Raw genomic sequence first — 26972 nt, 5'->3', positions numbered from 1 at the left:
GGGTGGCGGCATGGCACGGCCCCGACGCATCGTCCTCATCCGCCACGGAGAATCGGAGGGGAACACCGACGACACGGTCTACGAGCGGGAGCCCGACCACGCGCTGAGCCTGACGAAGGACGGATTCCGGCAGGCCGAGGGGGCCGGTGGCTCGCTGCGGGCGATGTTCGGCGACGAGGGCATCTCCGCGTATGTGTCGCCGTACCGCCGCACGCACCAGACCTTCCAGGCACTCGGGCTCGACATGGACCGGGTCAGGGTCCGCGAGGAGCCCCGGCTGCGCGAGCAGGACTGGGGCAACTGGCAGGACCGGGAGGACGTACGGCTGCAGAAGGTCTACCGCGACGCCTACGGGCACTTCTTCTACCGCTTCGCGCAGGGCGAGTCCGGTGCGGACGTGTACGACCGCGTCGGCGCGTTCCTGGAGAGCCTGTGGCGCAGCTTCGAGGACCCGGACCACCCGCCCAACGTCCTGATCGTCACGCACGGCCTGACCATGCGGCTCTTCTGTATGCGGTGGTTCCACTGGACCGTGGCGGAGTTCGAGTCCCTGACCAACCCGGGGAACGCGGAGTGGCGCTCGCTGCTCCTGGGCCCGGACGGTCGCTACACACTGGACCGGCCGTTCGAACGTTGGTGTGAACCGGAGTCGTACGGCATCACCGGTTAGAGTGCACACCGATGAGCGCCGACCACTGTGACGCAGACCGCTTCGAGCGGGCCCTCAGGAGCCTGCGCGGACTTTCCCTGGGCGATGCCCTCGGCTCCCAGTTCTTCGTTCCCGCCAACTACCCCGGGCTCAAGCGCCGCGAGCTGCCGCCGTCGCCGTGGCAGTGGACCGACGACACGGAGATGGCCTGCTCGGTCGTGGCCGTGCTCGCCTCCCACGGCCGCATCGACCAGGACGTGCTCGCCCGGTCCTTCGCCGATCACCACGACTTCGACCGCGGCTACGGCCCGGCCGTCAACCGTATGCTCCGGCTGATCAGGGAAGGCGGCGACTGGCGCGAGCTGGCCGCGGCGCTCTTCAACGGCCAGGGCTCCTGGGGCAACGGCGCCGCCATGCGCATCGCCCCGCTCGGCGCCTGGTACGCGGACGACCCCGAGCAGGCGACGCACCAGGCCGAGATCTCGGCCTACACCACCCACCAGCACCGGGAAGCGGTCGTCGGAGCCATGGCGGTGGCCGCCGCGGCCGCGCTGGCCGCCGCCCCCGACCGTACGACCGGCCCCGAAGCGCTGCTGGACGACGTGCTGGAGCTGATCCCGCGCAGCGCCGTCCAGGCCGGTCTGCGGCGAGCCCGGGACATGCTCGACTACGGCGACGCCGGCACGGTCGCCGCGGTGCTGGGCTGCGGACGCCGGACCAGCGCCCACGACACCGTCCCCTTCACGCTGTGGGCCGCCGCGCGCCACCTCGGCGACTTCGAGCGAGCTTTCTGGGCCACGGCCCAGGCGGGCGGCGACGTGGACACCACCTGCGCCATCGTCGGGGGGATCGTCGCCGCCGGCGGCAGCACGCCGCCCTCGGACTGGCTGGAGCAGACGGAACCGCTCCCGGGCTGGATGCCGGAACGATCCGGCTGAGCGGGGGCCGGGCGAGCGGGGATGATCGCGGGCGAGCGAGAGGGTTCGCCGGGGAGCGAGAGCGATCCGGGCTGGCGGGCTCCGGGGAGCGGCGGGTTGACGGGCGGCTGGGCTGACGGCTGGCCTGTGGCGGGACTCTCGGTGGCGGGGAACTCTCGTCGGTGGGTGGAGGGCGGCTGGATGGCCGGTGTTCGGGAGGCGTGTCCGGGCGATGCCGTGCGATGTGCCATTCGGAGCGCTGAATTCCGGTAGTTCAAGGGCGGGGCCGCGCGGAAACCTCGGACGCTCGGAATTCCGGGGTTTTGACTGCCAGTGCCCAGTGCCCAGTGCCCAGGTGCCCAGGTTTCCTGGGGCTCGAGACCCCAAAGCCCGGACGGCCAAGGGCGGCCCCCGGGCGCGTAGTTGATCTTCCCGGGTGGGACGCTCGGACGTCGCGCCGACAAAGCTCCCCCGTTGCCCTGTCGACCCCGGACATTCATGATCGCCAACCCGCCGATCGGTCGTCGCGCCATCACCGAAGGGGGCATCGGCGGTGCCCGCTCCCGTACGCATCGCGATCAGGCGGTACCCGGTGCGCACGGCCGCCGAGATTAGGCGTACGCTTGCTGGCGCCATGCCGTACGAGCCCCCAACCCACACCGTCGAGCGATCGCTTCGCGCCACCACGGGCGCCAAGATCATCGCTGGGGTGGACGAAGTCGGGCGCGGCGCCTGGGCCGGCCCGGTCAGCGTCTGCGCAGCCGTTACCGGACTGCGCCGCCCGCCGGACGGACTGACCGATTCCAAGCTGCTGACACCCAAGCGACGTACCGAACTCGCCGAAGTGCTCGATGGCTGGGTCACGGCGCACGCCCTCGGGCACGCCTCTCCGGAGGAGATCGACGATCTTGGTATGACCGCGGCGCTGCGGCTCGCGGCCGTCCGCGCCCTGGAGGCGCTGCCGGTCCGTCCGGACGCGGTCATCCTCGACGGCAAGCACGACTACCTGGGCGGCCCATGGAAGGTCCGTACGGTCATCAAGGGTGACCAGTCCTGTATCGCGGTGGCCGCGGCCTCCGTGCTCGCCAAGGTCCGTCGTGACGCCATGATGGGTGAACTGGTGGGAGTGCACGCTGACTTCGCCTTCGCGGAGAACGCCGGCTACCCGTCACCGGTGCACCGCGCGGCCCTGGAGGAGTACGGCCCCACGGCGTACCACCGGGTGTCGTGGTCCTACATGGACGCCCTGCCCCGCTGGCGTCACCTGAAGAAGGTGCGCAGCACCCCCGAAGCAGCCGCTCTGGAAGCCGGTGGCCAACTCGGCTTCGACTTCTGAGCGGTGCGGGCATGAATTCGGTACCCGATGACGTGTTCCGCACCTACGTTTGATAGACATCCTTTTATGCCTCTCATCCCCGAGGAGCCTCAGATTCACGAGAGTGTCCCGGGTCCCCGCGCAACTCCGGCCGCCGGCCGCACCGCGTCGACCCCTCGTCCTGTTCCTGGCCCCGGTCCCCGCCCCGCGCCTCCGCGCGGCGCCCCCGCGGCCAGCGCCCGCCCCGGCAAGCCCGGACCCGCCACGCCGTCCCGCGGGCCGGCCGGCGCTCCTCCGGCGCAGCGCCCGGGCCCCAAGCAGCCCACCGCGACCGCCGATGCCACCGGCGCCGCCTCCGGAGCACAGCTCCAGCTGATCCCGGCCCCGCAGTCCGGCGCACTCGACGCCGCTGAAGAGGCCGTCGACCTGCTGCTGGACTCCGGGCGCGCGCCGGGCGACATCCTGGTGCTCACCACCGGCGAGATGCACCCCTGGGCCGCGCACGAACTGTCCTTCGGCGAAGCGTCCTACTGGGCGCAGCAGGATGCCGCGGACGATGTGTTCTACGCGGACGCCGCCGCCGAGCGCGCGGCCGGACGGCCCGTCGTGGTCGTCGCGGTCAACGGCGGCGCCGAGGAAGCCATCGCCCGGGCCCTGCCCGCCGCGATGGCCCGGGCCGGTGCGCTTCTGGTCGTCTGCGGCGACCAGGAGCGGATCAACGCCCTCCTGGGTGTGAACGCCTGACGGGCGTGTCAGGGGGAGCCCGGCGGCCATGGGCCGTCCGGGCATCTCGCGCCGTGTAGGTGTGGTCCGTCAGCGGGCCACGGTGCGCCGTCGGGGCTCTGCCGTGCCGCTTGTGCCGCGCCGTGACGTGCGGTGCCCGTCGTTGTGCGGCGCTTCCGACGGAAGGCGCGGTTCTCCTGCGTACGGCTGTGGTGCGGTCGTACGCGTCCGTTCGGCGGTGCGGGACCGTTCCGCCGGACCGAGCCGTTCCGGTGGGTCGGGCGGTGGCGGCGATCCGGACTGCCGCACTCCGTCGACGTGCCGGGATACGCCTGGTGGTGCGGTGCCGTCGGCCTGCCACGGCGTCTCCGCCGGTGTCCGTCCCGACGCCTCCTGCGGCCCGGCCGGAGTCGGCTGTTCCGCTACGCGCCCATGGGATGGTGCTCCCGTACCGGGAAAGTGATCGGTGCGCGTACCCGAGCGTGGCCGTCGGCCGCCGCGGCCTTCGCCCAGCACCTGCCAGCCGCTGCGGGTCAGCGTGATGTACGCACCACAGCGAAGTCCGTGCAGCGTGCATGCGTCCCGTAGGCCCCACATCCAGGCGCCGTCCGCCTCCGTCCAAAGCGGGTCGCCCTCACGGCAGTAGATCAGGACGGCAGTGCGGACCGGCACCCGCAGCCGCAGATCGTGCGGGACGACCCGGCGCAGCTGGGTCAACAGCGCGTTGCGGAACTCCCAGCCGTCCGGAGCCGCGGCGTGCTGGACGAACGACGCGCTGGCGACGACGCGCTCCTCGGGACCGAGCACCGCCACGACCGCCGTCGACAGCTCCGGCAGATGGCGGTCGTGCAGGCCGGTGACGACCTCACGCGGATTGCGCAGCAGTGGAATCCCCGCCGATGCCCACTCGGCGGGCTCCAGCATTCGGCTCAGCCGGGCGGCGGAATCGGCGGAGGTGGGCAGGGAAACATCCGGGGGATGGGCGAAGCCGAAGGTCACGGTCCTCCCTTCGTCTACACGTCCACACGCCGGACGGCGGCCGGCCGCGCGGGCACGGCTCGGTACCGCCGTACCAGTCCGCGGACGGCCGGTACGGGGAAGCAGGTCCAATTCTTACGTTCGTACAGACATGCGGCAATGAACTCTGCGCACGCAGGGCAGGATTCGGGCGCTGCGTCTGCCCTATTCCTGCCCGCCGCACGGGCCCCTGACGCCCGACCACCCCCGTCACCTCACCCTTGTACGGCAAGGACCAGCGGAAACACTCCGGCGGCGCCCGCCTTGCGCACCAGTCGTGCGGCCACGGCCAGGGTCCAGCCGGTGTCCGCGTAGTCGTCCACCAGCAGCACCGGCCCGCCCGCCGACGCCAGGGCCTGCGCCAACTCCGGCGGCACGCTCAACGACCCGTGCAGCGCGCGCAGTCGCTGCGCGCTGTTGCTGCGCGGAATCCGGGGGTCCGGTCCGTCCTCCCCGTACGTCACCGTTCCCAGGAACGGCATCCGTCCGACGGCGGCGATGCGCTCTCCCAGGGAGCGGACCAGCTGCGGACGGGTACGGGAGTCGAGCGTGACGACGCCCACCGGGCGCGCCGGGGCGTCCGGGGCCCCCGAAGCCCAGCCCCCGGGGCCCTTCGCCCAGTCGGCGAGCACCGTCACGACCGCCGACGCGACATCGTCCGGAATCGGTCCGTCCGGAGCCTGGGCGGCGAGCATCGGGCGCAGCCGGTTGCCCCAGCCGATGTCGGAGAGCCGACCCAGCGCGCGCCCGGTGGCGGCCTGCTCACCCGCCGGAATACGTCCCTTGAGATCGACACCGATGGCGGGCAGCCCCGTCGGCCACATCCGCCGCGGCTCCACCTCCACGCCCGGCCGCCCCAGCTCACCGCGCGCCGCGTCCAGTGAAGCGGCGGACACCTCGGCACCGAATCGTGCCCCCGCGCAGTTGTCGCAGCGGCCGCACGGCGCCGCCGCCTCGTCGTCCAACTGCCGCCGCAGGAACTCCATCCGGCATTCCGTGGTCGTGGCGTAGTCCCGCATGGCCTGCTGCTCGGCCTCGCGCTGCCGCGCCACCCAGGCGTAGCGCTCGGCGTCGTACGTCCACGGGCGGCCGGTCGCGGTCCAGCCGCCCTTGACGCGATGGACCGCACCGTCCACGTCGAGCACCTTCAGCATGGTCTCCAGGCGCGAGCGGCGCAGTTCCACCAGCGGCTCCAGCGCCGGCAGCGACAGCGGCCGGTCAGCGCCCGCCAGGACGTCCAGCGTCCGGCGCACCTGCTCCTCGGGCGGGAACGCCAAAGACGCGAAGTACTTCCAGATCGCCTCGTCCTCGCGACCGGGGAGCAGCAGCACCTCGGCGTGCTCGACACCGCGCCCGGCGCGTCCGACCTGCTGGTAGTAGGCGATGGGGGAGGACGGGGAGCCGAGGTGCACGACGAAACCGAGGTCGGGCTTGTCGAAGCCCATGCCCAGCGCCGAGGTGGCGACCAGAGCCTTGACGCGGTTGCCGAGCAGGTCGTCCTCGGCCTGCTGGCGGTCCGCGTTCTCGGTCTTTCCGGTGTACGAGGCGACCGTGTGGCCGCGCTGCCGCAGGAAGGCGGTGACCTCCTCGGCCGCGGCGACCGTGAGCGTGTAGATGATCCCCGAGCCGGGCAGCTCGTGCAGATGGTCGGCCAGCCAGGCCAGGCGGTGCGCGGCGTCCGGCAGCGGGAGCACGCCCAGGCTCAGGCTCTCCCGGTCCAGCGGGCCGCGCAGTACGAGGGCTTCGGCGGCGCCCTCGCCCGTACCGAGCTGCTCCGCCACGTCGGCCGTGACCCGTGCGTTCGCCGTCGCCGTGGTGGCGAGCACGGGCACGCCGGGCGGGAGGTCGGCGAGCATCGTGCGCAGCCGCCGGTAGTCGGGGCGGAAGTCGTGACCCCAGTCGGAGATGCAGTGGGCCTCGTCGACCACCAGCAGCCCGGTGGCCGCGGCCAGCTTGGGGAGCACCTGGTCGCGGAAGTCGGGGTTGTTCAGCCGCTCGGGGCTGACCAGCAGCACGTCGACCTCGCCCGCCGCCACCTCGGCCTGGATCGTGTCCCAGTCCTCGGTGTTGGAGGAGTTGATCGTGCGCGCGCGGATGCCGGCCCGGGCCGCCGCGTCGACCTGGTTGCGCATCAGCGCGAGCAGCGGCGAGACGATCACGGTCGGGCCGCTGCCGCGCTCGCGCAGCAGCGCGGTCGCGACGAAGTACACCGCCGACTTGCCCCAGCCCGTGCGCTGCACCACCAGCGCGCGGCGGTGCTCGGCGACCAGCGCCTCGATCGCCCGCCACTGGTCCTCGCGCAGCCGTGCCGTGCCACCGGGGTCCCCGACGAGGCGGGAGAGGACGGCGTCGGCCGAGGCACGCAGGTCTTCGTTGCTCATGGCTCCATGCAACCCGATGCCACTGACAACGCGCGAACCGCGGCCCGAAGCTGTGGACAACTTCCGTCACCCGCGAGTTATCCACAGGGGTCGCGGCGGCGCGGCGGTCCGCGGGATCTTCGAGCCATGAACCAGCACAGCGAACCGACCAACCAGCCCGACCAGCCCCGCCGGCCCGAGCGACGCGGCCGTGCCGACCAGCCCGACCGGAGCGGCCGCCCGGCCGACTTCGACCGGCCCCAGCCGTCCGCGCCGACGCGCCCGTCCGTCGTTCCGTCCCGACCGACCGCGCCGCCTTATCCGCCCCCGGCCGCCGCCGTGGAATCCGCGACGGACACCGGCGGGATCGCGGAGACCAACGTCACCCTGCGCGGACCGGCCGAGCTGGCCGACGCGCTGCCGTATCTCCTCGGCTTCTTTCCGGACGACAGCATCGTCCTCGTCGGCCTACACGGCGAGCGGGGGCGCTTCGGCAGCCGGGCCCGCCTCGGCATTCCGACCGACCGCACGCAGTGGCCCTACGTGTCCGACCAGCTCGCCGGTTCACTCGTGAAGATCGGCGAGGACCGTCACTCCCGGCCCGAAGGGATCATCGTCTACCTCTGCCAGGAGCCGGCGAAGGGCGAGAGCGGACGCGATGTGATGGAGCGCCTGCGTCCCCTCGCGCAGCGGCTGCGCATCGCCTGCGGGGCGCGGGATGTGCCGGTGCTCGACGCGCTGTGCGTCTCCGACGGCCGCTTCTGGTCCTACTGCTGCCCCGACTACCGCTGCTGCCCCGCCGCGGGCACACCCATGAAGCCGCCGGGGACGTCGGTGATGGCCGCCGCCGCTGCCTACGCCGGTATCCAGGTGCGCGGATCGTTGCGCGAGCTGGAATCCCGGCTGGCCCCGCGGACCGGCCCGCGCGCCACGGAGCAGACCCGTGCACTGGACGCCGAGGCCCTTGCACTCGTCCCGCGGATGGTCCAGGACGGGACGGCGGCGCCCGTGCGGGCGGAGACGCTGGCGCGGGCGAGCGACCTGGTCCGCCGCTTCCGCGGCGATCCGCCCACGGGCAGCCGCAGGGCCAGGGACGCCTGCGACGACGCGCTCCTGACCGACGCCGAGGCCGCCCGCGTCATCCTCGGTCTCCAGGACCGCGTGGCCCGGGACCGGGCGGCGGAGTGGATGGAGGGCCCCGACGCGGAACCGGCGCTGCGCCTGTGGCAGGCGCTGTCCCGCCGCTGCGTCGGTGGCTACGAGGAGTACGCCGTGGCACCGCTGTCGCTGGCGGGCTGGGTCGCCTGGGCGACGGGCGACCAGCCGTCCGCCCGCGTCGCGCTCAGCCGGGCACTGACCCTGGACCCCGAGTGCCTCTTCGCCCAGCTGCTGCACCGCGGCATCAACCAGGGGCTGGACCCGGAGACGCTGCGGCGCTGCCTGAGGGAGGAGCGCGAGGAGCGGGCCGGTGGTGCCGAGACGAGGGGCGTCGTACTGGCGTCCAAGTGCGACTCCGTACCGGTGCTTGTGGAGGGGCCCGTGCCCATGCCCGGCTCCCTCCCGGAGGCGATCCGCTCGGGGGAGGCCGGCCGGGACGCCGGGGCCGGACGATCGACCGCGGCGGGCGGCACCGCCAGGGTGGAGCGCCCCGGCGGCAGCGGGCGTTGCGGTGGCTCGGACCGTCCGGGCGGACCGCGCGGCAGCACGCGCCCCGGCCCGCGTACGGGCACCGGCCGGAGCGGGCGCCGCGCCGGCCGCAACGGTGACCGGAGCCGGCCGTGAGCCCGCCGGTGCGCAGGTGCCGGCGTGACCTGGGCGCCGGCCCCGGCGTTCACCTCTGTGGCGCAGTCCGTATGGAGCCCAGACCCCAGCAGGGAGCGCAGAGAGTGTCAGGCATGGTTCCCACCACTCAGCCGGCCCGCCGGGCATCCGTGGATCACCGATCCGGGGTGCCCCGGCCCCCGGAACCGCAGCCCGTCCACGGCACCCTGATCTGCGTGGCCCTCCCGTCCCTCGCCATCTCCTCCGAAGAAGGCCAGCTCACGGGCCGGGGGACGGACGGCTTCTACCGCGCCGGGCGCCGCATCCTGTCCCGGTGCCAGCTGAGCGCGGGAGGCGCAGAGCCCGTCGTGGTGCAGGGAAGGCTGATCGCGGCGGACCGCGCGCGGTTCATCGGCACGGTCCGTACGGCCGTCGACCGCGGCCCCGACCCGGAGATCCGCGTCGAACGGCTGCGGTGTGCCGACGGCGCCGAGCGGATCACGTTCCACAGCAGCGCGCCGCGCCGGGTGCGGCTGCCCGTGGAACTGCGACTGGGCACGGACCTCGCCGACCTGGGGGCGATCGCCGTCGGTGTCGCCGGACCCGAACTCCCCGCCGGCGTGCATGGTTCGGGGCTGCGCTGGTCCGCCTCAGGGGTCCATTCCGTCGTCGCCGCGACCCCGGCTCCCACGGACGTCATGGCCTCCGCCGGACTGCTGTGCTGGGAACTGGACCTGCCGCCCGGCGGCCACCACACCATCGAGGTGCGCGTCCGCCTGGAGCATGCGTCATCGGGGGCGTTCGCCGGCAGACCAGGTCCGCCGCTCCCGGCCACACGTGGCGGCGAGCAACCGCCCCGCCCCTGGTCGGCGGCGCGCCTGCAGTGCGACGACTCCCGGGCCGACGCGCTGCTGACGGCCGCTCTCGACGACCTCCACGGTCTGCTGATGCGCAGCCCCGACGCCCCCGCGGACACGTACGTCGCGGGCGGCGTCCCCTGGCGCTGCGGTCTCTCACCGGCCGAGGCCCTCTGGGCCGCACGCATGTTGCTGCCCCTGGGCACCCGGCTCGCAGCCAGCACCCTGCGCACGCTCGCGCGCCTCCAACTGGCTGGTCCGGGGGCGGATTCCGGCCGAATTCCGGGCGCCCTGCGGGACGCTGGACCGTACGCGCCACCCAGCTGCACAGGCGTCGAGGCGACGCTGCTGTTCCCCACGGTCCTCGCCGAAGCGCGCCGCTGGGGAATGCCCGAGCGGGAGACCGAGCAGTTGCTCCCGGCGGCGGAGGGCTGCCTGAGATGGCTGCGTACGGCCGTCGGCGACGGGGGCGATCCCGGGGACGGAGCCCTGAGCGGGGGCAGCGGCTACGTCCCCGATCCGGCGCCCGGAGGGCCGTACCGCTGCGCCATGCAGGCGCACGCGCACCGCGCGGCCATGCTCGGCGCCGATCTCCTGGACGCCTACGGCAGACCGGGCGCGCCCGCGTTGCTGGAGTGGGCGGCCGGGCTGCGGGTGCGGTTCCGCGAGGAGTTCTGGGTGGAGAGTCCCAGTGGCGGCAGCCCGGCCGTGCTGCGGACGCCCGGCGGGCGCCTGCTGCCGCACCTCGCTTCCACGACCGCCCACCTCCTGGACACCGGACTGCTCGGCGGCGGCCGGACAGCCGTAGGCCTCCTCGACCCGGTACGTACGGAGCGGCTCGCCCGGCTTCTGGGGAGCCCCGCGATGGACTCGGGCTGGGGGCTGCGAGGACTGGGGAGCAAGGAGAGCGGCTACAACCCCTTCGGCCATCGCAGCGGCGCCGTACGGGTCCACGAGACGGCCGTCGCCATCGCCGGGCTGGCCGCAGCGGGGCACGAGAAGGAGTCCGCCTCCCTGGTCCGCGGTCTCCTCGACGCGGCCCAGAGCTTCGCCTACCGGCTCCCGGAGATGTACGCGGGCGAGCAGCGCACCCAAGACGGCGCACCCGTGCCGCACCCCGCCGCCTGCCGCCCGGCGGCCGTCGCCGCAGCGGGCGCGGTGCATGCCCTGACCACCCTGGCCGGGGTGCGCCCCGACGTTCCGGCGGGCACCTTGGCGGTTCGCCCGGTCGCCGGCGCGCCGCTCGGGGCCATGCAGTTCACCGGGCTCAATGTCGCCGGGCAGCCGTTCGCCGTACGGATCAGCCGGCTCGGCCTCGGCCTGGTGGAGGAGGCCGCGAATGGCTTGCAACTGGGGGCGTGAGGTGCGCCAAGGCCTGATTATCGTCAAGCGGACGACTATGATCGCGCCATGCCTCCCTACGACCCGTCGGCCTTCCCCCCGTTCGCCGTTACCGTCGACCTGGTCGTGCTCACCGTGCGCAGGCACGCGCTGTGCGCGTTGGCCGTGCGCCGTGGCGAGCCGCCGTTCCAGGGACGCTGGGCCCTGCCGGGCGGCTTCGTACGGGCCGACGAGGACCTGGAGGCGGCCGCCGCCCGGGAGCTGGCCGAGGAGACCGGGCTGCACGCCCACTGCCCGGCAGGCCCTCCGCCGCCCTACGGCGCGCATCTGGAACAGCTCGCCACGTACGGCGATCCCAAGCGAGACCCCCGAATGCGGGTGGTCAGCGTCGCCCACCTGGTGCTCGCGCCCGATCTCCCCGCCCCGACGGCGGGCGGCGACGCCCACAGCGCGCGCTGGGCCCCGGTCGACACGCTCCTGGATCAGGACGGTGGCCTCGGCCGCGAGGGCGAGCAGCCCGCCCCGCTCGCCTTCGACCACGCCCGCATCCTCGCGGACGGGGTGGAGCGGGCCCGCTCGAAGATCGAGTACTCCTCCCTCGCCACCGCCTTCTGCCCGCAGGAGTTCACCGTCGGTGAGCTGCGCAGGGTGTACGAAGCGGTGTGGGGCGTGGCGCTGGACCCCCGCAACTTCCACCGCAAGGTCACCGGCACACCGGGCTTCCTGGTGCCGACCGGTGGGACCACGACCCGTCAGGGAGGCCGCCCCGCCCAGCTGTTCAGGGCAGGCGGTGCCACCCTGCTCAACCCGCCGATGCTGCGCCCGGAGGTCTGACCGACGGACCCGCGGACCGTAGGGGCGCGGCGGCCCGCGCCGGTGTGTGAGCCGTAGCGTCCTGGCAGACCTTGGGGGTTCGGCGGATCGGTCGGGGTCGGGTGGTGCGGTGGCAGGGCGCCGTTGTCGGGGAAGTGTGACACGCATGGGCACCAACAACAGGGCATTACCGGCAAATCGGACATGCGGGGTTACCGTGGCCGGGTGAGTCCCCACCTCCTCCCCACCGCCCCCGCCGCTTCCGTGAGGTCCCGCACCCTGTGGGGGCCGCGATGATCCAGGCCATCGGGCTGACCGGCGGCTCCCGCGAGGGGCGGCGCCCCGCCGTCGACGACCTGAGCTTCGAGGCTCCCGCCGGCCGCATCACCGTGCTGCTCGGAGACGAGGGCGCCGGCAAGACCACCGCCCTGCGGCTGATGCTCCAGCTGGAGAGCGGGCGCGGCGTGGCCCTCTTCCGCGGCCGTCCGCTGCACCGTGTGCCGAACCCGGCCCGCGAGATCGGCGTGGTCTTCGGAGACGTCCCCGGTCACCCCGGCCGTACGGCGCGGGGGCACCTGCGGATGCTCAGCGCTGCCGCGGGCGTCCCGGCGTCCCGGGCCGACGACGTCCTGGATGTCGTCGGGCTGAGCGGCCTGGCCGATGAGAAGCTCGGCGCTTTCTCGCGGGGCATGGACCGCAGGCTCGGCCTGGCCGCAGCCCTCCTCGGCGACCCGCACACCCTCCTCCTCGACGAGCCCTCCCGGGACGTCTCCCCGCGCGAGGCGGCATGGGTGCACGGCCTGCTCCAGGGGTACGCCGCGCAGGGCGGTGCCGTACTGGTCACCTCCTGTGACGCCAGAGCGGCAGCCCGGCTCGCCCATCGGGTCGTCAGCATCGAGGACGGCAGGCTGATCGCCGACCAGAGCGTGGCCGACTTCGCCCGCACCCGGCTGCGCCCCAGAGTGGTCGTGCGCTCCCCGCACGCCGACCGGCTGGCGTCGCTGCTCGTCGACGAGTCGCAGCGCGCGCGTCCGGAGACGGACCCTCACGCGAGTCGCGCGGTCGAAGTCGTACGGGAGAGCGGCAGCCGTATCGCCGTCTACGGCAGCAGCTGTGCCGCCGTGGGGGACACGGCGTTCCGGCACGGCATTCTCGTGCACCGGCTGGCCGACGAGGTGGGGGATACCGGACCGGTCGCTCCGCTCGCCCGTGCCGACGGACGCGCCCGCGGCCGAGCCGTTCCGGTGGTCCCGGCGGGTGATCCGGAAACTGCCCCGGAGGCTGTGCCGGGCCGCGCCCCGGTCGTCCCGCCCATGTCCATGCCCACGTTCCCGCCCTCGCCCGTCGTACCTGTGGCCCTCACCGCAACGGCCCCCGATGCGACCGCGGCTCCTGAAAGCCCCGTGCCGAGCGTGCGGCACGTGCCGCACATGGTGACCGTGGCGTCCACCGAGGCCTTCTCCGATGCCTACCCCGAGCCGGAGGGCCAGGGCAGCAGAGCCCCGGGCCACCCCCCGCACATCGTGACGGACCAACTCGTCGACGGCGCGCAGCCGATCGAAGCCGCTCCAGCCACCCCGAGCACCGACCCCGTACCCGCACCCTCCTCACCAGCACCCCCAGCCACCACCATCGCGCCCACCCGCACCTCCACCTTCAAACCTCTAAAACCCCTCAAGCCCCTCCGCACCTCCCTTTCCCCCGGCTCACCCGGCCCGGCCCCGGCCTCCCCGGAAGTCGCCGCCCGGAAGCTCGTCAGTCTGCGGCTGTCCGGCCGAGGGCCGGAGTGGCCGCTGCGGTACGAGTTCCGGCGCGCCATGAGCGACCCGTCCGGCCTGGTCGTGGCCGTGGTCGCGCTGGCGGTGGCCCTCGTCTTCGCGCTGGCGTCGGCCCGCGGCGGTGACACTTCGCGGGTGCATGTGCTCACCGGCTGGCCGCGTCAACTTCCGTTCCCTCCGGTGGCGCTCGCCGCAGGGCTGATCGGGGCGCTCTCCTTCGGTCAGGAGTTCCGCTACCCGGCCCTCGCCCCCGAGCAGGGCACGGTGCCCCGCCGCCTCGGCCTGCTTGTCGCCAAGCTGCTGGTCAGCGGCGCCGCCGCCGTGCTGCTCTCGATCGCGACCCTGCTGCTCGACGCCGTGGCGGTACGCGGTCTGTTCGGGGCCGCGGGGCTGCCTCACGGAGGCGACTGGAAGGTTCTGACGGTCAGTTGGGCGGCCCTTATGGTCGGCTGCGCGTGGGCGGGTGTGCTGGCGGCCGGTGTCTTCCGGTCCACCGCGATGGGGCTGGCCGCGGTCCTGGCCGTACCGGTGCTCGTTCTGCCGCTCGTACAGCGGGCGTTGGAAGCGCCGGCCGCCCGGTCTCTGGTGGGAGTTCCCTCACGGCTGCGGTCGGCGGCGCTGGTGCAGTGGCCGTCCGGATTCGACCAGGCGGTCGCGGCGGCGCTGCGGCTTGCGGCCCAACCGGTGAGCGGTGCGCTGACGTTGTCGCTCGCCGTACTGGTTTTCGCCTACGCCCTCACCGCCCTGCGAAAGAGGGCCCGCTGACCCCGCCGGGCCGCTCTGTCGCGCTGCTTGCGCGGTACCGGTCCGGGCCCTCCCGAGGGGAGCACCTTTCTTTCCGATAAAGCGTCAATTGGGGAATGATGGGCGATCACCCTTTCGTGTGCTTTTCACCAAAGACCTCAAGGGGTCCCGGGGCGTCGCCGACAAATGATGCGTGAGTACCCTTGCGCACACCATGATGACCGCGGCTCGCCCCGCCGACACCGGCCTCGCCGGCCCGGGCGAGCTTGACCGCTACTCCTACGCCGCCGCGGGCGCGCCCGGCGCCGGCGGTGTCGCCCACGCTCCGGGCGCCGAGCGGGCCGACCGCGTGCCGCCCGTCTGGGACGGGCCCGACGCGGACATGGCCCGGGTCGGCCGCCGCGCGGCGGGTAACCGTGGCCGCGGGCTGCACGGCCAACTCGTCCAGCAGCTCGGCCAGATGATCGTCTCGGGTGACCTCGGCGCGGACCGTCCGCTCGTACCCGAGGAGATCGGCCAGCGCTTCGAGGTGTCCCGCACCGTCGTCCGCGAGTCGCTGCGCGTACTGGAGGCCAAGGGCCTGGTCAGTGCCCGCCCGAACGTGGGCACCCGGGTGCGCCCGGTCAGCGACTGGAACCTCCTCGATCCCGACATCATCGAGTGGCGGGCGTACGGTCCGCAGCGCGACGACCAGCGCCGTGAACTGTCCGAGCTGCGCTGGACGATCGAGCCCCTCGCCGCCCGGCTCGCCGCCGGCCACGGCCGTGACGACATCCAGCAGCGCCTTGCCGACATGGTCGAGATCATGGGGCATGCCGTGGCCCAGGGCGACGCGCTGACCTTCGCCCGCGCCGACTCCGAGTTCCATACGCTGCTGCTCCAGCTCGCCGGCAACCGGATGCTGGAGCACCTCTCCGGCATCGTCTCCTCCGCCCTGCACGTCTCGGGCGGCCCGTCCGGCGGCTGTGAGCGCCCGGGGGAGAAGTCCGTGGGGCAGCACATGCGGATCGTCGACGCGATCGGCGCCGGCGACGCCGCGGGCGCCGAGGCCGCGATGCGTACCCTGCTGACCGCGCACGGCGAATCCGGCGGCCAGGGTGCCGGCGGCGCGGGGGACCACACCGTCCCGCCGCCCCGCGAGCACTGAAGGCCCGGCGCCGCCGAAGATCCCCGCCCATCGGAGGCCCGTACCGGCCGGAAGCAACCGGCCGGGGGGCGTGTACCCGTACGGGACGGGAGGCGCGTCCGCGCCGGACGCGCTGTCCAAAAAGGTGCGGGCCGGCCGGGGCGTGCGGAGCGGACGCCGGGCGCACGGAGCGTAGCGGGGCGCACCGGGCGTGCGGACGCCGACGGAGCGCACGGACGCGGGCACGAGGGCCCGCGGCGCTGCGCCGCCGCGAGTGAGCGGTGGGCGCGGGCCGACGTATGTGAGGCCGCCGGGCCCGGGAGCGTGATCCGGGCCCGGCGTTTGCTTGGGAACATCGCGCACCGAACTTGGGAGGATTGCGCACCGTAGAGGGGGGAATGTCTCGTTATGCGGTGTGACTCGGGCCACGCAGATTGGGCGTAACGCTCGCCGGGGAGGCGCGATGACTTAAGAGGTGATAGCCGAGGAGGGAATGCGAGCGGCGTTTTCGACGCTGTTCAACTCCCCGGCTTACCCTGCGCCGTCGGTCCATCCCCGCCGACGGTCGTCGGCTCCGATCCACCGTGGACGGGGTCGGAAGCCGTTTCCATCGTTCCGAGAGGTTGTTCGTGTCGGCCAGCACATCCCGTACGCTCCCGCCGGAGATCGCCGAGTCCGAGTCAGTGATGGCGCTCATCGAGCGGGGAAAGGCTGATGGGCAGATCGCCGGCGACGACGTGCGTCGGGCCTTCGAGGCTGACCAGATTCCGCCAACCCAGTGGAAGAACGTTCTGCGCAGCCTCAACCAGATCCTCGACGAGGAGGGTGTGACGCTGATGGTCAGTGCCGCAGAGGCGCCCAAGCGCACCCGCAAGAGCGTCGCAGCGAAGAGTCCGGCCAAGCGCACCGCCACCAAGACCGTCGCGGCCAAGACCGCGACGGCGAAGAAGGCCACCACCGCGGCCGCCCCGCTGGGCGAGGGGTCGTACGGCGAGGCCGAGGGCGGGGTCGAGAAGAAGGCGGCCGTCAAGAAGGCCGCCGCCAAGAAGACGGTCGCGAAGAAGGCCGTCGCCAAGAAGACCGTGGCGAAGAAGACCGCCGCCAAGAAGGACGTCGACGAGCTCCTCGAAGACGAGCCCCTTGAGGAGGCGGCGCCGGCCGGCAAGGGCGGCGAGGCCGCGGCCGAGGTGCCCGAGGGCGCCGAGAACGCCGGGTTCGTGCTGTCCGACGACGACGAAGACGACGCCCCCGCGCAGCAGGTCGCCGCGGCCGGCGCCACCGCCGACCCGGTCAAGGACTACCTCAAGCAGATCGGCAAGGTCCCGCTGCTCAACGCCGAGCAGGAGGTCGAACTCGCCAAGCGCATCGAGGCGGGCCTGTTCGCCGAGGACAAGCTGGCCAACTCCGACAAGCTGGCGCCGAAGCTCAAGCGCGAGCTGGAGATCATCGCCGAGGACGGCCGCCGCGCCAAGAACCACCTGCTGGAGGCCAACCTCCGCCTCGTGGTCTCGCTGGCCAAGCGCTACACCGGCCGCGGCATGCTCTTCCTGGACCTGATCCAGGAGGGCAACCTCGGCCTGATCCGTGCGGTCGAGAAGTTCGACTACACCAAGGGCTACAAGTTCTCCACGTACGCGACGTGGTGGATCCGCCAGGCCATCACCCGCGCCATGGCCGACCAGGCCCGGACGATCCGTATCCCCGTCCACATGGTCGAGGTCATCAACAAGCTGGCCCGCGTGCAGCGTCAGATGCTCCAGGACCTGGGCCGCGAGCCCACCCCGGAGGAGCTGGCCAAGGAACTGGACATGACCCCCGAGAAGGTCATCGAGGTCCAGAAGTACGGCCGCGAGCCGATCTCGCTGCACACCCCGCTGGGCGAGGACGGCGACAGCGAGTTCGGTGACCTGATCGAGGACTCCGAGGCGGTCGTGCCGGCCGACGCGGTCAGCTTCACGCTCCTGCAGGAGCAGCTGCACTCGGTCCTGGACACGCTCAGCGAGCGCGAGGCGGGCGTGGTCTCCATGCGCTTCGGCCTCACCGACGGCCAGCCCAAGACGCTGGACGAGATCGGCAAGGTCTACGGCGTCACGCGTGAGCGGATCCGGCAGATCGAGTCCAAGACGATGTCGAAGCTGCGCCACCCGTCGCGCTCGCAGGTTCTGCGCGACTACCTGGACTGATCCGGGAGCGGCCGCTCCGGACGGCCGTACGAGTGCATCGCGGGCCCGGTCCTCCTCCGAGAGGGCCGGGCTCGCGGTGTGTCCGGGTGCGTGATGAGCCCGCCTGGCTCACCCTGGGTGTGCGAACACTTCCGCACAGTCAGGAGCGTGTATGCGTGCCTACGTCCGGGCCGTCATCGGGGCCCTCGTCCTGGTCCTCGCCGTACCGGTCACCGCGCAGGCGGACGAATCGGTGGTGGGGGGCCGGCCGGTGAAGGTCTCCGACAACCCGTGGATGGTGGCGCTCAGCTCCCGCTCGCGCTTCGGCGTCGACCGCTCGGGCCAGTTCTGCGGCGGTGTGCTGGTCGGTCGCGCGACGGTGGTCACGGCGGCGCACTGTCTGAGCCGCGCGGTGCTGGGCGTGGAATGGCAGCAGGTCAAGGATCTGCGGATCATCGTGGGCCGCGAGGACATGCGGGGCCGGGGCGGGCAGGAACTCGTACCGCGCCGCGTCTGGGTCAACCCGTCGTACGACAGTTACAGCAACGCCGGCGACATCGCGGTGCTCACGCTCGGCAAGCAGCTGCCCAAGGGGCGGGCGCTCCCGATGGCCAAGGTCGGCGACGCCGCGTACCGGGCGGGCACCAAGGCGAACGTGTACGGCTGGGGCGACACCACCGGCAACGGCTCGTACGCGGCCACGCTCCGCTCGGCGCAGGTGCAGATGTTCTCGAACGCGGCCTGTAGCAGGGCGTACCCGGGCAATGCGGACGGTAGGTATCTGGCCGATTCCATGCTGTGCGCGGGCACGACGACGGGCGGCCGGGACGCCTGTCAGGGGGACAGTGGCGGGCCGCTGGTGGCGCGGGGCCGTCTCGTGGGACTGGTGTCCTGGGGGACGGGCTGCGGAAAGGTGGGGAAGCCGGGCGTCTATACGCGCATCTCAGCGATGATCAAGCACGTGACCGCCCATGGCGCCGGCTGAGGGCTGCGGAGTGAGCGGCCGGTGTCCCTGGTCGGGACGGCCGGTCGCGGGCCGCAGAGCGCCGCACAGGGCGTTTGAGGGTGCAGCCGTGCCCCCGGTGGGGCCGGGATCGCGGGAGCAGACGAGTGCGGGCGGTCCCCCGGTGGTGCCGGGGGACCGCCCGCCGCACGGCCCTAGGCCGCTACTCGCTCGTCGTCGGATGCGATGTGTCAGCGTTCCTCGTCGGACGCGGACGCGGGAGAGGCGGTCAGCCGCTCCGTCTCGTCCTGTATTTCCGCGGCGATCTTCTTGAGTTCTGGCTCGAACTTGCGGCCGTGGTGGGCGCAGAAGAGCAGTTCGCCGCCGGACATCAGAACGACGCGCAGGTATGCCTGGGCGCCGCAGCGGTCGCAGCGGTCAGCGGCCGTCAGCGGGCTCGCGGGGGTCAGAACAGTAGTCACGTCGCCTCTTCTCTAGCTCGACGAGCTGTCGTACCAGGGTCAACATCCAACCAGGCCGAAAACGTTCCCGCTCGTGCCTATTCCCTGAAAAAATTTTTCCAAGGAGCCGGGTGTTGCCGGGTGGCGGCGAATGAGCCGTATTGCGTGGTGGTCTGATTCACGTTGGTTGCTGGGGGTTTTGTCCTCCCGGCTGGCTTGCCGGTTGTTCAAGAGGACGTGCCCGGAGCCTAAATGGTTCATGCCTCGAAGGGAACGTGATGTGCGCGGCACCGTGCTCTCACTCCATCGAGGGATCGAACGTGTGAACGAAAGTCTACTAGCATGGACACCGTCACGGGTGGCGTCACATCGGCTCTACCGGGCCTCGGTACGCTCTCACCGGCGACACCGCCACGACCGGGTCCGCGGAATGCGGACCACCAGTAATTCAGCGAGGAGCGAACCGCGTGACCGCCGAGATGTCCGTGCCGTCCACCGCCGTGCTGACCGGGGCAGACCGGGACGGGTCCAACTACACCGCGCGGCATCTGCTCGTCCTGGAGGGACTGGAGGCCGTCCGCAAGCGCCCGGGTATGTACATCGGCTCCACGGACAGCCGTGGTCTGATGCACTGCCTCTGGGAGATCATCGACAACTCCGTCGACGAGGCGCTGGGCGGCTACTGCGATCGTATCGACGTCCTCCTCCACGAAGACGGCTCGGTGGAGGTCCGGGACAACGGCCGCGGCATCCCGGTCGACGTGGAGCCCAAGACCGGCCTGTCCGGTGTCGAGGTCGTGATGACCAAGCTGCACGCCGGCGGCAAGTTCGGCGGCGGCTCGTACGCGGCCTCCGGCGGCCTGCACGGCGTCGGTGCCTCGGTGGTCAACGCGCTCTCCGCCCGACTGGACGTCGAGGTGGACCGCAACAGCAAGACCCACTCGATCAGTTTCCGTCGCGGTGTGCCCGGCATCTTCACCGAGTCCGGGCCCGACGCCCCCTTCGATCCGGCCAACGGCCTGCTCAAGGGCAAGCGCATCCCCAAGACCCGTACCGGCACCCGGGTGCGCTACTGGGCCGACCGGCAGATCTTCCTCAAGGACGCCAAGCTGTCCCTGGAGACGCTGCACGCGCGAGCCCGCCAGACGGCCTTCCTGGTGCCCGGCCTCACCCTCGTCGTACGGGACGAGCGGGGCGTCGAGAGCGAGGGCCCGACGGAGGAGACCTTCCGGTATGACGGCGGCATCAGCGAGTTCTGCGAGTACCTGGCGCAGGACAAGGCCGTCTGCGACGTGCTGCGGCTGTCCGGACAGGGCACCTTCAAGGAGACTGTGCCGGTCCTGGACGACCGCGGCCACATGACGCCGACCGAGGTGACCCGGGAGCTGGGCGTTGACATCGCGCTGCGCTGGGGCACCGGCTACGACACCACCGTCCGGTCCTTCGTGAACATCATCGCGACGCCCAAGGGCGGCACGCACGTGTCCGGTTTTGAACGGTCCGTGGCCAAGTCCGTCAACGAGGTGCTGCGATCGGCCAAGCTGCTGCGCGTCGCCGAGGACGACGTCGTCAAGGACGACGCCATGGAAGGCCTCACCGCCGTCGTGACCGTACGGCTCGCGGAACCGCAGTTCGAGGGGCAGACCAAGGAGGTGCTGGGCACCTCGGCCGCCTCCCGGATCGTCGCGCAGGTCGTCGCCAAGGAGCTCAAGGCGTTCCTGACGTCCACGAAGCGGGACGCCAAGCAGCAGGCCCGCGCCGTGCTGGACAAGATCGTGGCGGCGGCCCGTACGCGCATCGCGGCCCGGCAGCACAAGGAGGCCCAGCGCCGTAAGACGGCCCTGGAGTCCTCCTCGCTGCCGGCCAAGCTGGCCGACTGCCGCAGCGACGACGTCGATCGCAGCGAGCTGTTCATCGTCGAGGGCGACTCGGCGCTGGGCACGGCCAAGCTGGCGCGGAACTCCGAGTTCCAGGCGCTGCTGCCGATCCGCGGCAAGATCCTCAACGTCCAGAAGGCATCCGTCTCGGACATGCTCAAGAACGCCGAGTGCGGGGCCATCATCCAGGTCATAGGAGCCGGATCGGGCCGGACCTTCGACATCGACGCCGCCCGGTACGGCAAGGTCATCTTCCTCGCGGACGCCGATGTCGACGGCGCCCACATCCGTATCCTGCTGCTGACGCTCTTCCAGCGCTACATGCGTCCGATGGTCGAGCAGGGGCGGGTCTTCTCGGCCGTGCCGCCGCTGCACCGGGTCGAACTGATCCAGCCGAAGAAGGGCCAGGACAAGTACATCTACACGTATTCGGACAACGAGCTGCGGCAGACCCTGCTGGAACTGCAGCGCAAGAACGTCCGTTACAAGGACAGCATCCAGCGCTACAAGGGCCTGGGCGAGATGGACGCCGACCAGCTCGCGGAGACCACGATGGACCCCCGCCTCCGCACCCTGCGCCGGATCAACATCAATGATCTGGAGGCCGCCGAGAAGGCCTTCGACCTGCTCATGGGCAACGAGGTCGCGCCCCGCCGCGAATTCATCACCAGCTCGGCCGCCACGCTGGACCGCTCGCGCATCGACACGTGACGGGCCGCGGAGGGGGCGCCTGAAGCGTCCACGCGCCGGTGCGGGCGCCTGTCCACCCACGGGTGGAGAGGCGCCCGCCGCGTTTTCCACCCGGAGCCCACCCGCACGCCGATCCGGGCGGTGGGGCCCGCTTCGTAGCGTCGGAACCGTTGTTGTTCCCGCGTCACGGAGGCCCAGGTCATGAGCGGCTCGCTCAACGTTCTCGTCATAGTCGCGGTCATCGCGCTGGTGGTCGTGCGGCAGCTCAAGCCGCAGCGGCTGGAGACGGAGGGCAAGCGCTGGTGGCTGCTGCCCGCCGTCCTCGCCTTCATGGCGGTACGCGAACCGGGACTGATCGACGACGCGCATCCCACCGGGTCCGTCGTCCTGCTGGCCGTCGGGGTGGTCCTCGGCCTGCTCACCGGCGCGGCCTGGGCGTGGACCATGCGGATCTGGACCAACGAGGACGGGGAGGTCTGGTCGGCGGGCCGCGCGGTGACCGCCGTGGCGTGGATCGCCGGAGCGGGGCTGCGGTTCGCCCTGTACGGTGCCGCGGCGCTGGCGGGAGTCCATATGGGCAGCCAGTCCACGATGCTGACCGTGGCCGCCACCCTGCTGGCCCGTACGGGCACCATGGCGTGGCGGGCCCAGACGCTCCGGCCGACGTACCGTGTTGCTGCCGGTGGCTGAGACCGCGCTCCCATGCCCCCTTAGGACGCGCCGGTGGCCGAGCCCCAGGAGCACCGTGCCGGAAGGATCGTCTGTGCCGCTGAGTTTCTGGACGAGCTGGCCCTTGCGGGAGGCGCTCTCCCGAGAAGGGCTCAGCAGGACACGGCTGTGGATCGGGAGGGGCATCCGCATCCTGGTGATGGCCGCCCTGCTGTGGAGCGCGCTGGCGGAACGGGAGTTCCGGGACGCGGGGGCGGTGCTGGGCCTGGCCGGGGTCGCGCTGTGCGGCTTCCTCCTGTGGGGGTTCTTCCGTACGACGCTCCAGCACCGGCTGTGGCCGGCGCTCGGTCTGCTGGCGCTGCTGGAGGCCTGCGCGTTCTGGTTCCATCTGGAAGGCGCGAGGGTGCCGGCCGCCGTGGTGTGGGGCGTCGGCGCGGTCACCTCGATGGAGCGGCTTCCGCTGGCGGCGGCGGTGCCGTGCATGGCGGTGTCCCTGGCGGCGTACGCCACGCGCAGCCCGGACAACTGGCTGACGATCACGACGACCGTCATCGGGCTCGGGCTGGCCGGATACGTCCTGCGGCTGGACGCGGAGGCGCGGGGCAACGCACAGCGGCTGCTGACCCAGGAGCGGGCCGCCCGCAAGGCCGAGGCCGAGACGGCGGCGCTGGCCGAGCGGGGCCGTATCGCCCGCGAGATCCACGACATCCTCGCGCACAGCCTGAGCGCGCAGTTGGTGCACCTTGAGGCGGCACGCCTGCTGATCCAGCGCAGCGGCGACCTGGAGGCGGACCGGGAACAGATCCTGGAACGGGTCGTGGCGGCCCGTGGCATGGCCAGAGAAGGGCTGGACGGCACGCGTCAGGCGCTGTCGGCGCTGCGCGGCGAGATGGCTCCGGTGGAGGACTACCTGCGCGACCTGACGGCCGCCGAGAACGCCCGCCTGGAGGTGGCGGGGGAGCGGCGCGAACTGTCCCCCGAAGCCGGCCTCGCGCTGCGCCGGGTGGCGCAGGAAGCGCTCACAAACGTACGCAAGCACGCGCCGGGCGCCCGGGTGACCGTAAGGCTCGCCTATACGGAAGGCGAGGTGGAGCTGGAGGTACGGGACTCCGGCGCGCGCCGCAAGGTCCGCGGCGGCAGGCCGGGAACCCTCGGTGATCTCGGCTCGTCCGGTTCCGGGTACGGTCTGCTGGGGATGCGGGAGCGCGCCGAACTCCTCGGCGGAACGCTGGACTCCGGTCCTGACGAGGAGGGTTTCGTGGTGCGGTTGAGGGTGCCGGTATGATGGCGCGTGTCGTGGTCGCCGACGACCAGACGGTGGTGCGCGAGGGGATCGTGATGCTCCTGGGGCTGCTGCCGGGCATCGAGGTCGTGGGCTCGGCCGGGGACGGCGAGGAGGCGGTACGGCTCACCGCCGAACTGGCTCCGGACGTCGTCCTGATGGACCTGCGGATGCCCCGCTGCGACGGCGTCGAGGCCACCCGGCGCATCCGGGCGGAGCACCCGGGCACCGAGATCGTCGTGCTGACCACGTACGCCGACGACGACCACCTCTTTCCCGCGCTGGAGGCCGGCGCCCGCGGCTATCTGACGAAGGACGCCGACGGCGACGAGATCGTCCGGGCCATCGAGGACGTGCTGTCGGGCGCGGCCGGGCTGTCGCCGAAGGTGCAGCGGCGGCTGCTGGAGCGGTTCGCGGAACCCGTACGGAACCCCGCCCCCGCAGCGCCGGCCGAGCCACCGGACGGGCTGACCGCGCGCGAGGTGGAGGTGCTGCGCCTGGTCGCCGAGGGGCTGTCCAACCCGGAGATCGCCCGGTCGCTGCACGTCTCGAACGCGACCGTGAAGACCCACATCAACAACCTCTTCGCCAAGGCCGGACTGCGGGACCGGGCCCAGGCGATCCACTACGCCTATCGGCACGGTCTCGCACAACCGCCTGGGTCGTCTATTACCTGATGGGGTGAGGGCCCCTTCCGGTCGGAGTCTTTTGGTGGGAGGGCTGGGGCCGGGCGCCGACTGTGCCGGGACCAGACGTACCGGACCGCATCAGACCCAGACGTACCGGTGTTCCGGGCGGCCGGTCTCCCCGTACCTGAGGCTGAGGCGGACCCGCCCGGCGCGTTCGAGGAGCTTGAGGTAGCGCTGCGCGGTCTGCCGGCTCAGGCCCGCCTGCCGGGCCACCTCCTGGGCTGACAGCGGCGCGTCGGCCGAGCGCAGCACGGTCCGGACGCGGTCGGCCGTCGCCGTCGAGTGTCCCTTGGGCAGCTCCGCGGGGCCCGCGTTGGCGGACCCGAGCGCGCCGAAGATCCGGTCGACTTCGGACTGTTCGGCCTGACCGCCACCCTCGAAGGTGCGGTGGAGAGCCGCGTAACCCTCCAGTTTGGAGCGGAGCCCGGCGAACGTGAACGGCTTGACCAGGTACTGCAGCGCGCCCTGGCGCATGGCCGCCTGGACGGTCGCGATGTCACGGGCCGCGGTCACCATGATCACGTCGGTCTGCAGGCCGCGCTGCCGCAGCCGGGAGACGAGCTGGAGGCCGGTCTCGTCGGGCAGGTAGTGGTCCAGGAGGACGAGATCGGCACGGAGCGTCTCCAGGGCGGCCAGTGCCTCGGCGGCGGAGTGGGCCAGGCAGCTGACGCGGAAGCCCGGGATCTTCGCGACATAAGCGGCGTTGATCTCGGCAACCCGTACGTCGTCGTCCACGACCAGCACGTCGATCATCGGTCGGCCTCCGAGGCGTCACCGGGGGCAGCACGGCCGTCGGCCACGTGTCCACCCGGGTGCCGCGCGCTTCCGGCCTCCTGGCCCGCCGGAGCTACCCCGCCGGGCCGTTCCTCCGTGGCGTCCTCGGAGAGCGCGTCGGACAGCGCGTCGGGGAGTGTGACGGTGAACTCCGCGCCACCGCCGGGGCTTTCGCCCACGTCGGCGGAGCCCCCGTACCGTTCGGCCAGACGGCGGACGAGGGCGAGGCCGATGCCGCGCCTCCCGTGCGCAGGGGGTTTCTTGGTGGTCCAGCCCTCGGTGAAGATCTCCGCACGCCGTGCTTCCGGGACGCCCGGACCGTTGTCACGCACCCGGACCACCGCGGTACGCCCCTCGGTGAGCAGCTCGACCTCGACACGTGCCCCAGGGGTGCCGGCCGTGGCGTCCAGGGCGTTGTCGACCAGATTGCCCAGGATGGTGACCAGGCTGTGCGGGTCCACCACGCGGTCGGGCAGCCGGCTGCCGGGCGCGATGCTCAACGAGACGCCGCGTTCGGTGGCGACTGTCGCCTTGCCGACCAGCAGGGAAGCCGGCAACGGATCGTGCACCCGCTCGGTGACCTGCTCCGCGGTCGCCCGGTGCACGCCCACGGCCTGGGTCACGAACTCCGCGGCTTCCTCGTGCAGGCCGAGTTCGAGGAGGCCGAGCAGGGTGTGGAGACGGTTGGCGTGCTCGTGGTCCTGGGCGCGCAGCGCGTCGATCAGCCCGCGGGTTCCGTCCAGCTCGCGGCCCAGCCGCTCCAGCTCGGTACGGTCGCGCAGCGTCACCACGGCCCCGCCGTCGTCGGTCGGCATCCGGTTGGCCACCAGGACGCGCTGACCGCTGACGGTGAGCAGGTCGGCGCCGTCGACCCGCCCGGAGAGGACGTCGGCGGTACGGCCGGGCGGCAGCGCCTCCTCCAGGGGGCGGCCGGTGTCCTCGGAGCGCAGGTCTAGCAGGCGCTGCGCCTCGTCGTTCAGCAGCCGGATGCGGCCGTGAGCGTCGAGAGCGACGAATCCCTCCCGGATGCCGTGCAGCATCGCCTCGCGTTCGGTGAGCAGGGCGGAGATGTCGGAGAAGGCCAGGTCGTGGGTACGGCGCTGGAGGCGTCGGGCGACCAGATAGGCGGCCAGCGCGCCGACCGCGAGCGCCCCGCCCGCATACGCGAGCAGTTGCGGCACGGTGGCCAGCAGGCGTTGCTGCACGCTCTCGTACGCGATGCCGACCGACACGGCGCCGACGATGCCGCCGTTCTCGTCCCGCAGCGGCACCTTGCCGCGCGCGGAACGGCCCAAAGTGCCCTCGTCGATCTGCATCACCTCGCGGCCTGCCAGAACGCCGCTGGGGTCGGTGGACACGTGCCGCCCGATCTGGTCCGGGTCGGTGTGGGACCAGCGCACCCCGCGGACGTCCATGATCACGACGTATTCCGCGCCGGTGGCGCGGCGGATTCGTTCCGCCTCGTTCTGGACGGGGCCGTGGCGGACGGGGCTGGAGCTTCCCAGCGCGTCGTCGAGGCGGGACTCGGCGGCGGTGGTCTGGGCGATGGCCAGGGCGCGGCGCATCGCCTGGTCGTCGAGCTGCGCGCCGAGCGGGGCGAGGAAGAGGCCTGTGGCGAGCGCCGTGACCCCGGCGGCGATGGCCAGCTGCATCAGCAGCACCTGGGCGAAGACGCGGCGCGGCCAGCCCACGCGGAGCCGCAGCCCCGACAGCGCGGTGCGCAGCCCGCTGCCGGCGGGCCGGTCCTCGCCGGACCGCGCGCCGCTCTCGCCCTTATCACTCATACGAACGAACAGTAGGCGGAGCTGGGCGTGGCCCGGTAGCCAGCCGGTCCAGCCTGGACCGGCCCGGTCCGGTCCGGCTCGGGCCTCCCCGGCGTGGTCCGGGGTGGGGCTGTGGGGAGCGGGCGGTTGGCGGGCGGGGGCGGCAGGGTGCCTGTGGATAAGTGACGTGGGGGTTATCCACAGGGGTTTCGTGAGTCTTCCGCCCCTGCCTAATCTCGCAGTGTCACAGCGAGTAACCGT

General features: G+C 72.4%; 19 protein-coding genes and 1 pseudogene. 15 read left to right on the top strand and 5 right to left on the bottom strand.

Annotated features, from left to right (window positions below):
* The first annotated feature begins 10 nt into the window (after nucleotides 1–10).
* The 4 genes from ACFV57_RS22415 to ACFV57_RS22400 all read left to right on the top strand — a co-directional run bounded on the left by ACFV57_RS22415 (nucleotide 11) and on the right by ACFV57_RS22400 (nucleotide 3625).
* Nucleotides 11–670, top strand: a complete 660-nt coding sequence (locus ACFV57_RS22415) for a histidine phosphatase family protein (RefSeq protein ID WP_385234989.1) — start codon at nucleotides 11–13, stop codon at nucleotides 668–670.
* A gap of 11 nt (nucleotides 671–681) precedes the next feature.
* Nucleotides 682–1587, top strand: a complete 906-nt coding sequence (locus ACFV57_RS22410) for an ADP-ribosylglycohydrolase family protein (protein ID WP_385234986.1) — start codon at nucleotides 682–684, stop codon at nucleotides 1585–1587.
* Nucleotides 1588–2200: 613 nt separating this feature from the next.
* On the top strand, nucleotides 2201–2902 hold the full coding sequence (locus ACFV57_RS22405; RefSeq protein WP_385234983.1) for a ribonuclease HII: 702 nt from the start codon (nucleotides 2201–2203) through the stop codon (nucleotides 2900–2902).
* A gap of 66 nt (nucleotides 2903–2968) precedes the next feature.
* On the top strand, nucleotides 2969–3625 hold the full coding sequence (locus tag ACFV57_RS22400; protein ID WP_385234980.1) for a hypothetical protein: 657 nt from the start codon (nucleotides 2969–2971) through the stop codon (nucleotides 3623–3625).
* Between the two features lie 432 nt (nucleotides 3626–4057).
* On the opposite strand, the pseudogene ACFV57_RS22395 reads toward ACFV57_RS22400, so the two are convergent.
* Together ACFV57_RS22395 and ACFV57_RS22390 are read right to left on the bottom strand one after the other, a co-directional pair.
* Nucleotides 4058–4603, bottom strand: a pseudogene (locus ACFV57_RS22395) (hypothetical protein); the annotation flags it as partial.
* 233 nt (nucleotides 4604–4836) lie between these two features.
* Complete coding sequence (locus ACFV57_RS22390; RefSeq protein WP_385234977.1) at nucleotides 4837–7002, bottom strand: RecQ family ATP-dependent DNA helicase; 2166 nt, start codon at nucleotides 7000–7002, stop codon at nucleotides 4837–4839.
* Nucleotides 7003–7128: 126 nt separating this feature from the next.
* Here ACFV57_RS22390 and ACFV57_RS22385 point away from each other — a divergent pair, with 126 nt between their 5' ends.
* From ACFV57_RS22385 to ACFV57_RS22355, 7 genes are all read left to right on the top strand, one after another.
* Nucleotides 7129–8763, top strand: a complete 1635-nt coding sequence (locus ACFV57_RS22385) for a DUF4192 domain-containing protein (RefSeq protein ID WP_385234974.1) — start codon at nucleotides 7129–7131, stop codon at nucleotides 8761–8763.
* Between the two features lie 215 nt (nucleotides 8764–8978).
* Nucleotides 8979–10961 (top strand): glycogen debranching N-terminal domain-containing protein, encoded by a 1983-nt coding sequence (locus ACFV57_RS22380; RefSeq protein ID WP_385234971.1) that lies wholly within the window; start codon nucleotides 8979–8981, stop codon nucleotides 10959–10961.
* A 48-nt stretch (nucleotides 10962–11009) separates the two neighbouring features.
* The gene (locus ACFV57_RS22375) at nucleotides 11010–11774 is read left to right on the top strand and encodes an NUDIX domain-containing protein (RefSeq protein WP_385234968.1); all 765 of its coding nucleotides are present in this window, start codon (nucleotides 11010–11012) and stop codon (nucleotides 11772–11774) included.
* Between the two features lie 272 nt (nucleotides 11775–12046).
* Nucleotides 12047–14296: an ATP-binding cassette domain-containing protein gene (locus ACFV57_RS22370; protein WP_385234965.1), complete on the top strand. Its 2250-nt coding sequence runs from the start codon at nucleotides 12047–12049 to the stop codon at nucleotides 14294–14296.
* Between the two features lie 172 nt (nucleotides 14297–14468).
* Nucleotides 14469–15422, top strand: coding sequence for a FadR/GntR family transcriptional regulator (locus tag ACFV57_RS22365; protein ID WP_385234962.1), 954 nt, complete (start codon nucleotides 14469–14471; stop codon nucleotides 15420–15422).
* A 602-nt stretch (nucleotides 15423–16024) separates the two neighbouring features.
* Nucleotides 16025–17584: an RNA polymerase sigma factor gene (locus ACFV57_RS22360; RefSeq protein ID WP_385234959.1), complete on the top strand. Its 1560-nt coding sequence runs from the start codon at nucleotides 16025–16027 to the stop codon at nucleotides 17582–17584.
* Nucleotides 17585–17735: 151 nt separating this feature from the next.
* Complete coding sequence (locus ACFV57_RS22355; RefSeq protein ID WP_385234956.1) at nucleotides 17736–18548, top strand: S1 family peptidase; 813 nt, start codon at nucleotides 17736–17738, stop codon at nucleotides 18546–18548.
* A 209-nt stretch (nucleotides 18549–18757) separates the two neighbouring features.
* On the opposite strand, the gene ACFV57_RS22350 is transcribed toward ACFV57_RS22355, so the two are convergent.
* Nucleotides 18758–18988: a hypothetical protein gene (locus ACFV57_RS22350; RefSeq protein ID WP_003981845.1), complete on the bottom strand. Its 231-nt coding sequence runs from the start codon at nucleotides 18986–18988 to the stop codon at nucleotides 18758–18760.
* A 446-nt stretch (nucleotides 18989–19434) separates the two neighbouring features.
* On the opposite strand from ACFV57_RS22350, the gene ACFV57_RS22345 reads away from it, so the two are divergent.
* The 4 genes from ACFV57_RS22345 (at nucleotide 19435) to ACFV57_RS22330 (ending at nucleotide 24162) form a co-directional block, all read left to right on the top strand.
* A complete protein-coding gene (locus tag ACFV57_RS22345; RefSeq protein ID WP_385234953.1) occupies nucleotides 19435–21555 on the top strand; it encodes a type IIA DNA topoisomerase subunit B in 2121 nt (706 codons plus the stop codon).
* Nucleotides 21556–21735: 180 nt separating this feature from the next.
* The gene (locus tag ACFV57_RS22340; protein ID WP_385234950.1) at nucleotides 21736–22224 is read left to right on the top strand and encodes a DUF1453 domain-containing protein; all 489 of its coding nucleotides are present in this window, start codon (nucleotides 21736–21738) and stop codon (nucleotides 22222–22224) included.
* 73 nt (nucleotides 22225–22297) lie between these two features.
* A complete protein-coding gene (locus ACFV57_RS22335; protein WP_385234947.1) occupies nucleotides 22298–23488 on the top strand; it encodes a sensor histidine kinase in 1191 nt (396 codons plus the stop codon).
* Nucleotides 23485–24162, top strand: a complete 678-nt coding sequence (locus ACFV57_RS22330) for a response regulator (RefSeq protein WP_385234944.1) — start codon at nucleotides 23485–23487, stop codon at nucleotides 24160–24162. The genes ACFV57_RS22335 and ACFV57_RS22330 overlap by 4 nt, the downstream gene beginning before the upstream one ends.
* A 90-nt stretch (nucleotides 24163–24252) precedes the next feature.
* Here ACFV57_RS22330 and ACFV57_RS22325 read toward each other — a convergent pair whose 3' ends face one another.
* Nucleotides 24253–24927 carry a response regulator gene (locus ACFV57_RS22325; protein WP_385234941.1) on the bottom strand — a complete coding sequence of 225 codons (675 nt, stop codon included), beginning with the start codon at nucleotides 24925–24927 and terminating at the stop codon, nucleotides 24253–24255.
* The gene (locus tag ACFV57_RS22320) at nucleotides 24924–26600 is read right to left on the bottom strand and encodes an ATP-binding protein (RefSeq protein ID WP_385235185.1); all 1677 of its coding nucleotides are present in this window, start codon (nucleotides 26598–26600) and stop codon (nucleotides 24924–24926) included. Before ACFV57_RS22320 ends, ACFV57_RS22325 begins: the two co-directional genes overlap by 4 nt.
* Nucleotides 26601–26972 lie beyond the last annotated feature (372 nt).

The sequence above is a fragment of the Streptomyces sp. NPDC059788 genome (genome assembly GCF_042732265.1).
Lineage (GTDB): Bacteria > Actinomycetota > Actinomycetes > Streptomycetales > Streptomycetaceae > Streptomyces.
This window is presented reverse-complemented; position numbering and strand designations above follow the sequence as displayed.